Here is a 12189-nt window from a genome sequence, read left to right as displayed (position 1 = left end):
GGCCTTTTTGATAAGGAAAAAATCGGCGGAAGCGGCCGATCGCAACGCTAACGGAACGAGGCGACGCTTAGAACGCGTTTTCGGGCTTGTTGAGATTCTAACGGAACGAGATAACGCTTAGACGACAAAAAAAGCGATTTTGGCCAAAAAGTCCGCTTTTTTATGCGGCTAACGAATCTGTGTTCCGTTAGCGGCGCAAACCGAGGCGAAAGCAGGCTGTAACGGATCTGCGTTCCGTTAAAACCACGAATGAAGCTGCGACTTCCGTTCAAGCGAGGCAAGGCGAAGCAGAGCTGCTCTTTTCCTACCATTTACGGCTGTCGAGAATTTCTCTGCCGGGATGCGTCGGCGGAAGCTTCCGCGGCGAAATGCCGGTCCAGCCAGCGGATCCAATCGGCCGCCACTTCGTCGCGGTTCAGTTCGAACGCCAATTCGTGGCGCGCGCCGCCGTAGAGGCGGCATTCCAGATCTTCGAGGCCGGCGGCTTCGTAGACGGAGCGAAGCCGCCGAAGCCCTTGCGCGCCGCCGACCGGATCGTATTCGCCGGAGCAGAGCAGTACCGGCCGCGAGCGGTCCAGCCGCTTCGGAATTTCCGGGTGCTGAATCTCCAGCAGCAGCCGGAAAAAATCGCGGAAGAATCCGCAGCTGAACAGCGTGCCGCCGTAGAGGCGGACAAAGTCGTCGACCGCTTCTTCGTCGCGCGAGAGCCAGTCGAAGAACGTGCGGCGGGGCCGGAAGCCGCGGCCGAACGGACCGAAGACGAGCGCGTTCAGCGTCGGCGAAGCGAACGCGGGCGAGAGCAGCCGCGCTTCGGCGGCGGCGAACAAGCCGCCGAGCTTGAGCGGCAGCGAAGCGCGGGCGCCGCTGCTGCCCGTCAAGATGAAGCCGGCATAAGCGGCCGGCTTGTCGGCCATCAGCTTCTGGGCGAGAAACGAGCCCATGCTGTGGCCGAGCAGGATGACCGGCGCGCCCGGATGGCGCCGGTCGATCTCCGCCGCGACGGCCAAGAGGTCGCGGCACATGCCGTGGAGCGCGTCGGGGCCGGCATAGCCCTGACGCAGCGGACCGGCCGGCGTGCGGCCGGTCGTGCGGCCGTGGCCGCGATGGTCGCCGGCGTACACGGCGTATCCCGCCGCGTTCAGCGCGGCGGCCAGCCCGGCGTAGCGGGCGCCGCTCTCGCCCATGCCGTGCGCGATCTGCACGATCGCCGCAGGCCGTTCGAGCGGCCAGGCATGGACGCAGAGCGAGATGCCCGGATCTGCGCCGGGCATCGTGAACGAGCGGTCCGGTTCGGACCGGACGGCGGAGTTTCCCGGCGGACGTTTGCCTCGAGAAGCCGTTTTTCGGTTAGGCGCGTCCGGACAGGAGCGGTCGCGAACGGACGCTCCGGCCGGTCGCGGGCCGAAGCGCTTCGGATTCGGGTGCGGCGCCGGATGCGCCGAAGTTTGACGGAAACGCGCGAACATTGCGCCATCCCTCCCAATTCGAGATTCGGGATCGGGCGTGAAGCCTGTCCCGTTCATAGTCGGAGACGGATCGGGAAGATCGGCAAGATCGACTTCCGATCGTCGTCGGCGAAGAAAGCTTTTAAAGAATTTCCGTAAAGGCTCGCGAACGGCTTGGCGCATACGCGGACAGCGCAGCGCAAAGTTTCTCTTTAGCAGGTCTATACCCGTTTTGGCTTGGTTTTATCCGCATGATTCGCAAGTTTGCGAGGCGGGAAAGCGAACCTGCGCTTCCGGCCGGAGCGTTTCCGCTTGGCGTGCCGAACTGCTTTTTCATTTTGCGGTCGCTCATTGTTGCTGGCCGAAACGGACAAAAAGGCGCAGAATGCGCAAAAACGCCGGAAAGCGAGAGAAGCCCGCTTTCCGGCTGATCCGTTGACCGATACAGATTTTGGGTTACGCGCGACCGGAACGCAAACTTCGGATTTCATTCGTTCAAGGCGCCGCATATAGCCGTTCGTTCTTTTCGACCGGCAAGTTCGCATGCGATTCCCGAACCGCCGACTAAACTTTTTCGACCGCGATCAAATAAGGCGCTTCCGGCCGCTGCGGCTGGCGGTACAGAATCACCCGCGCCTCCGCGCCCGGAAGCCCGGCCGCCCAGCGTTCGACGGCCTGCGCCTCGGCGCCGCCCCCGTCATGGCCGGGATACAGCACCGCGGTCAAGATGCCTTTGGGCCGCAGCAGCGCCGTCGCGGCTTCGAGAGCGGGCAGCGTCGACGCCGGCGTCGTCATCACGCTGAGATCCTCGGCTCCCGGGAGATAGCCGAGGTTGAACATCGCGGCTCCCGCGCGGCCGCGATGCTCCGCGGGCAGCGCCTCCGCCATTTCGGCATGGCTGCGCAGCAGCAGCTCCGCCGAAGCCAGCTTTGCGCCCGTCCCGCGCTCGCGTTCGAGCCGCGCGAGCGCTTGGTCCAGCGCGGCCTGCTGGACGTCGAAGCCGTAGACCCGGCCTCGAGGTCCGACCGTGCGGGCGAGGAACAGCGTATCCGCGCCCGTTCCGACCGTGGCGTCGATCGCGATCTCGCCCGGCTGAAGCCTTTTTTGAATCAACTGTTGGGCGAAATTCAATACCGATACGAATCCCATCGCTTAAGCCCTCCAGTATTTGCCCTGCCAAGTTCCGCGGTTCTGCAATTCGGCGTCGATCCCGTTGAGCACTTCCCATTTCTTGAGGCTCCACATCGGGCCGACCAGCAGGTCGCGAGGCGCATCGCCGGTCAGGCGGTGAACGATCATGTCGGGCGGAAGAATCTCCAACGTGTCGACGATCAATTTAATGTATTCGTCGCGTTCCAGAAAACGGAGCAGACCCGCTTCGTACTGTTTGACCATCGGCGTTTTGCGCAGCAGGTGCAGCAGATGGATCTTGATTCCCTGCACGCCCATGTTCGCTACGGCGCGCCCCGTGTCCAGCATCATCTCGTGCGTTTCCTGCGGCAGTCCGTAGATGATATGCGTGCAGACGCGAATATTGCGGGCGCGAAGCTTGGCGACCGCTTCTTCGTAGCAGGCGGTATCGTGCGCGCGGTTGATCAGCGTCGACGTCGATTCGTGGATCGTTTGCAGGCCCATCTCTACCCATAGATAGGTCCGTTCGTTCAGCTCGGCCAGATAATCGACCACGTCGTCCGGCAGGCAGTCCGGACGCGTCGCGATCGCGAGGCCCACCACGCCCGGCTGTTTGAGAATCTCTTCATAATATTCGCGCAGCGTCTCGAGCGGCGCGTACGTATTCGTATACGCCTGGAAGTAGCCCATGTATTTGGCGCTCGGCCATTTCAGATGCTGGCGGTCGCGGATGCTGTTGAACTGGGTCACCAAGTCGTCGCGCCGGCTGCCCGCGAAGTCGCCGGAGCCCCGCGCGCTGCAAAACGTGCAGCCGCCTTTGGCGACCGAACCGTCGCGGTTCGGACAAGAGAAGCCGGCATCCAGCATAACTTTGAAGACTTTATCGCCGAATTGGTCGTGCATTTCCGTATTCCAAGTATGAAAACGTTTATCTCCCCAGAGAAGGGGCGTTTGGGATTCCGTTGTCGAAACAAGAGAAGTATTCATAAATAGGGGTCGAACTCCTTTCGGTATGGACAGACGTTCGCATAGGAGAAACAGTGAATCAGTCAATCTTTAATTATAGCCAAATCGTTCGGACGTGCAAAGGAGATTCCTGCGCATCGCGTTTTGAAACGCTAAAATAATGCTTAAAAAAATAAATTTTGCACTTGATATATATTACATGGATGTGTTATATTTATCTCAAGATCGGAAGTCGGGAAAACGCTGGTGCATCAACGATGGTAGCGCTATCTTCGATTCTCGGCATCGTCCGATTATTCTATAGAAATGAAGAGGTGATTGACAATGACGACTCAATTCGCACCCCATCACTCCGACGAGAAAATCTCTGTCGAACTGACTCGCGAAGAAGCGTTGGCGCTGACCGGCGTACGGTTCCACAACGGCCATAATATCGAGATCGACGCCCGTAAGAAAATTCGCAACGCGTTTGAAAAGACATTCGATATTGCCGCGGATCGCCCCGAATAAACGAACGCAGGGCGCTGGTACTTTGTCGACGCTATTTGAAAAGGTACTGCATGCGCGCCTTCGGTTAACCGGAACCCCGTCCCGGCATAGATAACGGCACCTGCGGCTCTCGAGGCCGTCAGCCCGTTCGCGAAGCCCTTCCGTATTCGGAAGGGCTTCTTTTTCGCGAGCCGATCGGCTCTTAATCCCGTCTTTACTTTTCGCGGGAACTTCGGCAAAATAGAGCGGAGGCTTGACCGGAAAGACCAAGAACGAACGAAGCCCAGATTTTTATAGCGGAGGAATGACATGCGTTTACGCGGAAGAAAAGGAATCCGGGAAAACCTGGAGGCGCAGCCGGAACTGGTTGTCCTCGAACCGGAACAGTATAAGGGACGTTGGGCCGAGCTGTTCGGCAACGACCGTCCGATCTATGTGGAACTCGGCATGGGCAAAGGGCGCTTCATCAGCGGCACGAGCGTGCGCAATCCCGAAGCGAACTTTATCGGGATCGATATGTACGACGAGCTGGTCCGCCGGGCGAGCGAGAAAGCGAGAGACGCTTGGTCCGAGCAGGGATTCGACACGCCGCCGAGCTTGAAGCTGGCGCGCGCCAACGTCGAGAAGCTGGAAGACATTTTCGCGCCGGGCGAACTGGAGCGCATCTATTTGAACTTCAGCGATCCGTGGCCGAAAAAGAAACATGCCCGCCGCCGTCTGACGCACCCGCGTTTCTTGGAGATGTACAAGCGCGTCCTGAACGCGAACGGCGAAATTCATTTCAAGACCGATTCGGAGACGCTGTTCGAATTCTCCCTGAACTCTTTCGCGGATTCGGGCCTTCAGATGACCAACATCAGTCTGAACCTGCACCGCGACGGGATCAACGAAGAACACGTCATGACCGAATACGAGCATAAATTCATGGGCAAAGGCATGAATATCCACCGCTGCGAAGTCGTGATCGGCGAGAAAGCGTTCGAGCGGTACAACGAGACCCGCATGGACCCGTACCGGATTTCTTCGGACGAACGGGCCTCGGCTTCGGAGAACGGCGATGACGAGAGCGAATCCGAATAAGCGCGGCGTCCGTTATCGGGCCGGCGACATTTTCGTCATTCCGATGAAAGACGGCCGATCGGCGATTTGTCAGGTCGTCTGCGCGCTGCGCGGACGGTTCAAACAAGCCTTCTCGTTCGGCGTGCTGGCCGTACGGAGCGAAGAAGCGCCTTCGGCGGCAGGCGACGAATCGCGGTACCTTCCGATCGACCGCAGCGGCCGCATCGCGCGCGTGATCTTCGCGAGCGCCGAGAATCTCGCGGACGGTACTTGGAACATCGTCGATTACCGCGATCTGACGCCGGAGCAGGAAGAGCTGCAATATTTCGCGGCTTCGACGCATTTGTACCGAGGCGACGAATACGTACGGCTGCTGAGTCCGGACGAAATCAAGCGGTACCCCGTGCTTCAAGTCGCCGGCGACGAGCGCGTACAACAGCTATTGGCCGACATCGACCGTAAAGCGACATAGCCGAGCATAGAAAAAGTGCCTTTCCGAGTCCGCTCAGAAAGGCACTTTGTTCGTTTCCAGAATTTCGATGATTCGTCTCGCGCTATGCATCGGCCGAAGCTTCTCGATGTTCATGCGGCTTTCCGCGCGGCGGCGCACCAATTCCGCATGCTCTTGTTCGTCGGTCAACCGCGTCATCCATTTGCCCACGACTTCCAGCGAAGAAAGACGTTCTCCCCAACCTTTGCTGGTGAAGTACTCGCAGTTCTCTTCTTCCTGACCCGGAAGCGGATTATGGAACAGCATGGGGATCGCTTTGGCGAGTCCTTCCGTGCAGGTCATCCCGCCCGGCTTCGTGATCAGCAGATCGGAGACTTCCATCAGCTTGTCGATGTCTTTGGTGTATCCGATCACATGCACGTTCTCGTGTTGGAAACGAGGATCTTTCTTCAGCTTGCGCATCGCTTTCTCGTTGCTTCCGACGCAGAAGACGAACTGAACGTCTTGGCGCCAGCGCGTCAGATAAGGATTCAGCACGTCCCCGTTCATGAGTCCCCATCCGCCGCTCATGACGAGCACCGTCGGCATGTCTTTGAGTCCCAGTTCTTGCAGCAGTCCCGCCCGGACCGGATGATCCCAGAAGCTCGGATGCACCGGAATGCCGGTCACGTCGATTCGAAAAGGGGAAACCCCTCGCTGCATGACTTTATTTTTGACTTCTTCGGTCGAAACCAGGTAATGATCGACGCCGGCGCTGATCCATGTGCCGTGCGCATCGTAATCGGTGATGACCGTGCAGAGCGGCACGCGCAGTCCCAGGCGTTTGAGTCTGGAGATAACGGCGCTCGGAATCGGATGCGTGCAGACGACCAGATCCGGCTTGAGCTGTTCGATCACTTCGCGGGCATGCGCGTAAAACAGACGGTGAAGGGCCAGCGTCGTCAGGCGATTCAGCGACTTTTTGTACTGCTGTTTATACATCATGCTGACGAAACGGGGCTGCGTGACCACCGTTCTCTTGTACGCGTTGATGAACAGCGGAGCGACTTTGGGGTTCAGAAAGCTCCCGAGTTCCAGAACCCGGGTCTGAACTTCGGAAGAAAGCTTGCGCAGGCTTCCGGACAGGGCGTAAGCGGCCCGGGTATGTCCGGCTCCGAAGCCTTCCGACAGGATCAGCACTCTGTATTTGGACACGGTTTTCGTCACCTTTTTCGGGAAAGCCCGCTTTTTTCGCAAACCGCGAAAGAAGCGGGCCGATTTTCGGTTCGCCTGAACGATTCCCGGTCGGTTCGGACCGTCGGCAATCAGGCAGTGTACCCTTTCTACGATAGCCGCTTTAAGGCCATAATGCAACCGTCAGCCAAGCGGTCAACGAGCCGATGACGCCGCCGGCGAGCACGTCCGAAGGATAGTGCAGGCCGAGGTACATGCGAGAAATTCCTACAATTAACGCGATCGGAAGCAGCACGGCGGTGCTCCACGGGATCAGGATCATCAGCGGCACGGTGACCGAGAAGATCGCCGTCGTGTGTCCCGAAGGGAACGAATGGTCGACGAGCGGGTTGCGGAAGGTATTCGTTTCCGGCAGCGCCAGATGCGGGCGCACGCGCGGATACAGCTTTTTGGCGATCGCGACCGGCACGTGGCTTACAGCGAGCGCGACGAGCGAATGCAGGGCGGCCGAATTCCAGGGACTGGGGGCGAGCCAAGACGCCAGAACGGTCGCCGTGATGGTGAACGTGGCCCCGCCCAGATGCGTCAAGTAATAAAGCAGGATGCTGAGAACGCGGTTATGCAGGCGTCCGTTGATCCATTTGAAGATGCGCTGGTCCAATTGACTCAGCTTGATGAGCAGGCTACGCATAACATACCTCCGGATAAAGAGCCCGGGCGATTGGAGCAGGCGACGGGGCTGTCTTTTTTTGCTGCCGGGTTCGGCGGCTTCAGGGCGCTTTCTTCCAGAATCGAGCGTCCGTGTTGCTTTCGAGTCTGACGGCAGGTCCACCTCTGCTTGTGATTTTGACTCTATCAACCCCGAATTATACAATGATTCAAGGCAATTATAATAGGGTTAAAAAAAATTAACCGAAATTGCCCAACTTTTATCAGCGTCTTCGCGTTTAATTGAGGACGGGAAGAACGGGAGGTGGGCAGAGGTTCCGTGCGGACGAACACGCTTATAGGAACCCAAAGCGCGCAAACAGGCGTTAGAAGCATGTAAACGCGGATGCGGAAGCGAATCGGCAGGCTGTAGCGGGAAATTCGGGGGCAAGCCCTTCTTTTTTTGCCCAGCAGCGCGAATTGTCGGTTTTGACAAATCACCGCAAAATCGCCAGAATCGAAAAGAACCAATTTAACCGAGTTCGAAACCACTAAAAAGAATCAAGTAAAAGGGTCATGGGTCGATTCAGAAAAAGAGGTTTACGGAAAGAACGGCAAAAGCTGCCGAAAAGAAAAGGCACAGAAAAGAAATAGAAAACACGCTTTCTGTGTACATAGGGGTAAAAAAGGGGGTCAAACCAACCATGCTGCAAGGATTATTCATGACGCTCCAAGTTCTGCTGGCCGTAATCGGAGTGTATCAGTTCGGGTTTGCACTGTTCGGACTGTACAAGAAGAAGAAAGAAAAGTCTTTCGAGCCGCAAAAGTCGTTCGCCATTCTGGTTGCCGCGCATAACGAGGAGCAGGTCATCGGAGCGCTGATGGAGAACCTGAAACATCTGCGTTATCCGAGAGAACTGTACGACGTATTCGTAATCTGCGACAACTGCACGGACAAGACGGCCGACATCGTGCGCGAGCACGGCTGGAACGCCTGCGTGCGGGTCAACCCGAATCTGCGGGGCAAAGGCTACGCCATCGAATGGATGCTGGAAGAACTGTGGAAGCTCGACCGCGAGTATGACGGCATCGTCATGCTGGACGCCGACAACCTGGCGCATCCGGATTTCTTGATCGGAATGAACAACGACCTCTGCCAAGGAGCCAAAGTCATTCAAGGTTACATCGATACGAAGAACCCGGACGATTCGTGGATCACGGCCGCTTACGGGATCTCTTATTGGTACATCAACCGGTTGTGGCAGCTCTCGCGCCATAACTTGAAGATGGCGAATTTCCTCGGAGGCACCGGCATGTGTTTCGATAACAAGCTGCTTCAGGAAATGGGCTGGGGCGCGACGAGCCTCGTGGAAGACTTGGAGTTCACGATGCGCTGCGTCAAACGCGGCGTCTATCCGAAGTTCAACTACCACGCCAAGATTTACGACGAGAAGCCGCTGACGTTCAAAGCTTCCGCGGTTCAGCGCCTGCGCTGGATGCAAGGCCACTTTACCGTAGCCCGGAAATATTTCTTCCCGCTGCTGTGGCAAAGCATCCGCGATCGCAGCTTGGTGAAGTTCGATATGGCGCTCTACGCGGTCAACGTATACATCGTGCTGCTCACGTTGATGCTCACCGTCGTGCTCTACGGCGACATCGTGCTGTTCGACGGTCCGCATCTGCTGACGATGTACGACTATATGCCGCTGTGGGTAGCCGCGGTCGCGATTATCGCTCAGGTTGCCGTATTCTTTATCGCGATGTTCTTGGAGAAAGTAAAATCGTGGAAAGTGTACGCCTACATCCTGCTGTTCCCGATCTACCTGCTGTCGTGGTTCCCGATTACGTTCTACGCGTTCTTCACGCAGAACAACAAACAGTGGAGCCATACCAAACACACGCGCGTCGTTCGCATCGACGAGATGCACAGCGAACGCGGCCAAGCTTAAAAGAGAATCGGGCCTGATAAAGTTTTTATAAAAAAGACTTTACAGGCCCTTTCTTCTCTGGTATAGTTAGAAAAGTGCTGTTAAACAAATTAGGATTCAAAAGCAGAAGCTCCGCTTCTCACCTGTCCGGCTTGAGTCGGCTGGTTCCCGATCCGATCATTTATGAAGAATGTTTTCTCATGAAGATTGAAGATCAACAGGGATGCGGACTGTCTGTCCGTATCCCTTTTTATTATGGGCGATGCCCGCGTAACAAAATCGATTCGGAGGTGGACGGTTATTAGTAAGGACCATATGATCAATGAGGAAATCCGGGCGCGCGAAGTACGCCTGGTAGGCGCGGAAGGCGAGCAGATCGGCATCAAGCCGCTGCGCGAAGCCCTTCAGATGGCGGCAGATCTCAATTTGGATTTGGTGAACATGGCGCCTCAAGCGAAACCGCCAGTTTGCCGGATCATGGACTATGGCAAGTTCCGCTACGAGCAGCAGAAGAAAGAGAAAGAAGCACGCAAAAATCAGAAGATCGTCGAACTCAAAGAAGTTCGCTTCAGCGCGAATATCGAAGAGCACGATTACATGACGAAACTGCGTAATGTCGTGAAATTCCTCGAAGCCGGCGACAAAGTGAAATGTTCCGTACGTTTCCGCGGCCGCGAGATCACGCACGCTTCGCTTGGCCAGAAAGTGCTCGAACGGGTACGGGACGAAGTTTCGGAGATTTCCGCAGTCGACCGTCAACCGAAACTCGAAGGCCGCAGCATGATTATGATTTTGGCTCCGAAAAACCAATAGGGGGAAGACTACAATGCCTAAAATGAAAACACACAGCAGTTTGAAAGGCCGTTTCAAGATCACAGGTACAGGTAAAGTGACGCGTTACAGCTCGCACAAAAACCACCTGCTCTCGCACAAATCGAAACGCGCCAAGCGTAACCTGAAAGCCGATCATCTGATGGCTCCGGGCGACGTTAGACGTCTGGCTCAAGGTCTTAAGCAACTGAAATAGTTTAAACATAATCGACTGGGAGGTCTTTAGATATGGCAAGAGTTAAGGGCGGTTTCGTGACGCGTCGTCGTCATAAGAAAGTACTGAAGCTGGCAAAAGGTTATTTCGGTTCGAAACACCGCATTTTCAAAACGGCGAAAGAGCAAGTCAACAAATCGTTGATCTATGCTTACCGTGACCGTCGTCAAACGAAACGCAACTTCCGCAAACTGTGGATCGTGCGGATCAACGCGGCAGCTCGTCAAAACGGTCTGTCTTACAGCAAAATGATGCACGGCCTGAAACTGGCGGGCATCGACGTGAACCGCAAAATGCTGGCTGAACTGGCCGTGAACGACCTGACGGCGTTCAACTCGCTGGCTTCCGCGGCAAAAGAAAAAATCAACGCTTAATTACAGCGTTAAATAAAGCTCTCTGCCCGTACTTCTCGGAGCAGGGGCTTTTTTTATGGATTTATTCGTAAAGAACGAGGAAATTCGACGGCAAACGCATTTGCACTATTTAGCACTTTAAAGCGGTTGGATGACATTCCCTTAAACGAAAAAAGCGATTGTTCGTTATTAAGTCACAATGCGTGTTAAGTGTGGCGGAAGTAAGCGATTCCAGTTCAATAAAAACGAATTTTTGTTTGGGAAAATGATTTTTAATAGTAGATTTTGCGTCAGACTAAATGTATAATCTGTAAAGCGAAAGCAAACCTGTTTATGAGAGAAGCTTACGGTTCAGACAACCCAGATCAAACGGCAAGCGCTCGACTTATGCAGGCAAAGATCCTAAGGGGGAACTATCCAAAATGAAAAAAGCTGTAAAACTCTCGCTTTTCATGCTGCTGGCCTTCTCGCTCGTACTGGCTGCTTGCGGAAACAATAGCAGCAAACCGGCTGCTTCCGGCGGAAGCGAAGGCGAAGCAAGCGGAACGGCAAGCAGCGTCAAGATCGGTATGGTTACCGATACCGGCGGCGTAAACGACAAGTCGTTCAACCAAACTTCCTGGGAAGCCCTGCAGGCGCTCCAAAAAGACAAAGGCATCAAAGTCGAATACCTGCAAAGTAAGAGTGAAGCAGACTATCAACCGAACCTGAACCAATTCGTAAAAGACGGATACAACCTGACTTGGGGTATCGGATTCGCGCTGCAAAGCGCCCTGACCGACATCGCTAAGCAAAACCCGGATTCCAACTTCGCGATCATCGACGCAGCCGTCGACGCTCCGAACGTAGAATCGGTTCTGTTCTCCGAAAACGAAGGTTCCTTCCTGGTCGGCGTAATCGCCGGCAAAATGACGAAATCGAACAAAATCGGCTTCGTAGGCGGCATGGATTCCCCGACGATCAAGAAATTCGAAGTCGGCTTCAAAGCCGGCATCCAAGCGGTTAACCCGGACGCGCAATTCACGGCCGTATACGCAAGCGGATTCGACAAACCGGACGAAGGCAAAGCGGCAGCGGCTACTTTGTACAACGACGGCGCGGACATCATCTTCCAAGCTGCCGGCGGCACGGGAACAGGCGTCTTCAACGAAGCGCTCGACCGTAAAAGCCAAGGCCAAAGCGTATGGGTAATCGGCGTCGACAAAGACCAATCGCTGGAATTCGGCGACGACGTTACGTTGACTTCGATGATGAAACGCGTAGACGTTGCGATCAAAACGGTGTCGCAGCAAGTCATCGACGGCACGTTCAAAGGCGGCACGACAACGACTCTGGGCCTCAAAGACGACGGCGTAGGCGTAGCCGACACTTCGAGCAAAAACGTACCGCAAGACGTTCTGGATCTGGTTCAGTCTTACAAAGAAAAAATTGTGAGCGGCGAAGTCAAGGTTCCTGCTGAATAATCGCTCCGCAATGATATAATACTAGTGACAAGGCCGGT

At 55.8% G+C, this 12189-nt stretch carries 13 protein-coding genes; 8 read left to right on the top strand and 5 right to left on the bottom strand.

The window, feature by feature from the left end:
• Nucleotides 1-311 precede the first annotated feature (311 nt).
• The 3 genes from CDO73_RS19890 to mnmL all read right to left on the bottom strand — a co-directional run bounded on the left by CDO73_RS19890 (nt 312) and on the right by mnmL (nt 3563).
• Nucleotides 312-1466, bottom strand: coding sequence for an alpha/beta fold hydrolase (locus CDO73_RS19890; RefSeq protein WP_179218767.1), 1155 nt, complete (start codon nt 1464-1466; stop codon nt 312-314).
• 543 nt (nt 1467-2009) lie between these two features.
• The gene (mnmM, locus tag CDO73_RS19885) at nt 2010-2594 is read right to left on the bottom strand and encodes a tRNA 5-(aminomethyl)-2-thiouridylate-methyltransferase MnmM (protein WP_088490268.1); all 585 of its coding nucleotides are present in this window, start codon (nt 2592-2594) and stop codon (nt 2010-2012) included.
• A 3-nt stretch (nt 2595-2597) separates the two neighbouring features.
• Complete coding sequence (gene mnmL / locus CDO73_RS19880) at nt 2598-3563, bottom strand: tRNA modification radical SAM protein MnmL/YtqA (protein ID WP_088490267.1); 966 nt, start codon at nt 3561-3563, stop codon at nt 2598-2600.
• Nucleotides 3564-3866: 303 nt separating this feature from the next.
• Here mnmL and CDO73_RS19875 point away from each other — a divergent pair, with 303 nt between their 5' ends.
• From CDO73_RS19875 to CDO73_RS19865, 3 genes are all read left to right on the top strand, one after another.
• Nucleotides 3867-4052 (top strand): hypothetical protein, encoded by a 186-nt coding sequence (locus CDO73_RS19875; protein ID WP_088490266.1) that lies wholly within the window; start codon nt 3867-3869, stop codon nt 4050-4052.
• Nucleotides 4053-4340: 288 nt separating this feature from the next.
• Nucleotides 4341-5111, top strand: coding sequence for a tRNA (guanosine(46)-N7)-methyltransferase TrmB (trmB, locus tag CDO73_RS19870; protein ID WP_088490265.1), 771 nt, complete (start codon nt 4341-4343; stop codon nt 5109-5111).
• The gene (locus CDO73_RS19865; protein ID WP_088490264.1) at nt 5089-5562 is read left to right on the top strand and encodes an immunity 26/phosphotriesterase HocA family protein; all 474 of its coding nucleotides are present in this window, start codon (nt 5089-5091) and stop codon (nt 5560-5562) included. The genes trmB and CDO73_RS19865 overlap by 23 nt, the downstream gene beginning before the upstream one ends.
• Before the next feature lie 33 nt (nt 5563-5595).
• Here the strand turns inward: CDO73_RS19865 and CDO73_RS19860 are convergent, their stop codons facing one another.
• Nucleotides 5596-6735 (bottom strand): MGDG synthase family glycosyltransferase, encoded by a 1140-nt coding sequence (locus CDO73_RS19860; protein ID WP_088490263.1) that lies wholly within the window; start codon nt 6733-6735, stop codon nt 5596-5598.
• A gap of 142 nt (nt 6736-6877) precedes the next feature.
• A complete protein-coding gene (locus tag CDO73_RS19855) occupies nt 6878-7405 on the bottom strand; it encodes a phosphatase PAP2 family protein (RefSeq protein WP_088490262.1) in 528 nt (175 codons plus the stop codon).
• A 661-nt stretch (nt 7406-8066) separates the two neighbouring features.
• Here CDO73_RS19855 and CDO73_RS19850 point away from each other — a divergent pair.
• The 5 genes from CDO73_RS19850 to CDO73_RS19830 all read left to right on the top strand — a co-directional run bounded on the left by CDO73_RS19850 (nt 8067) and on the right by CDO73_RS19830 (nt 12151).
• Nucleotides 8067-9311 carry a glycosyltransferase family 2 protein gene (locus tag CDO73_RS19850; RefSeq protein ID WP_088490261.1) on the top strand — a complete coding sequence of 415 codons (1245 nt, stop codon included), beginning with the start codon at nt 8067-8069 and terminating at the stop codon, nt 9309-9311.
• Nucleotides 9312-9605: 294 nt separating this feature from the next.
• Nucleotides 9606-10103, top strand: a complete 498-nt coding sequence (gene infC, locus CDO73_RS19845; RefSeq protein WP_143535965.1) for a translation initiation factor IF-3 — start codon at nt 9606-9608, stop codon at nt 10101-10103.
• Nucleotides 10104-10116: 13 nt separating this feature from the next.
• Nucleotides 10117-10317 carry a 50S ribosomal protein L35 gene (gene rpmI / locus CDO73_RS19840; protein WP_087799971.1) on the top strand — a complete coding sequence of 67 codons (201 nt, stop codon included), beginning with the start codon at nt 10117-10119 and terminating at the stop codon, nt 10315-10317.
• A 32-nt stretch (nt 10318-10349) separates the two neighbouring features.
• Entirely contained in the window at nt 10350-10709 is a 360-nt protein-coding gene (rplT, locus tag CDO73_RS19835) for a 50S ribosomal protein L20 (RefSeq protein WP_088490259.1), read from the top strand.
• A gap of 401 nt (nt 10710-11110) precedes the next feature.
• Complete coding sequence (locus tag CDO73_RS19830) at nt 11111-12151, top strand: BMP family lipoprotein (protein WP_088490258.1); 1041 nt, start codon at nt 11111-11113, stop codon at nt 12149-12151.
• Nucleotides 12152-12189: the final 38 nt, after the last annotated feature.

Origin of the sequence: Saccharibacillus sp. O23, from assembly GCF_002205895.1 — a bacterium.
Lineage (GTDB): Bacteria > Bacillota > Bacilli > Paenibacillales > Paenibacillaceae > Saccharibacillus.
The sequence above is the reverse complement of the archived record's forward strand: the minus strand, read 5'-3'. Positions and strand labels throughout refer to the sequence as shown.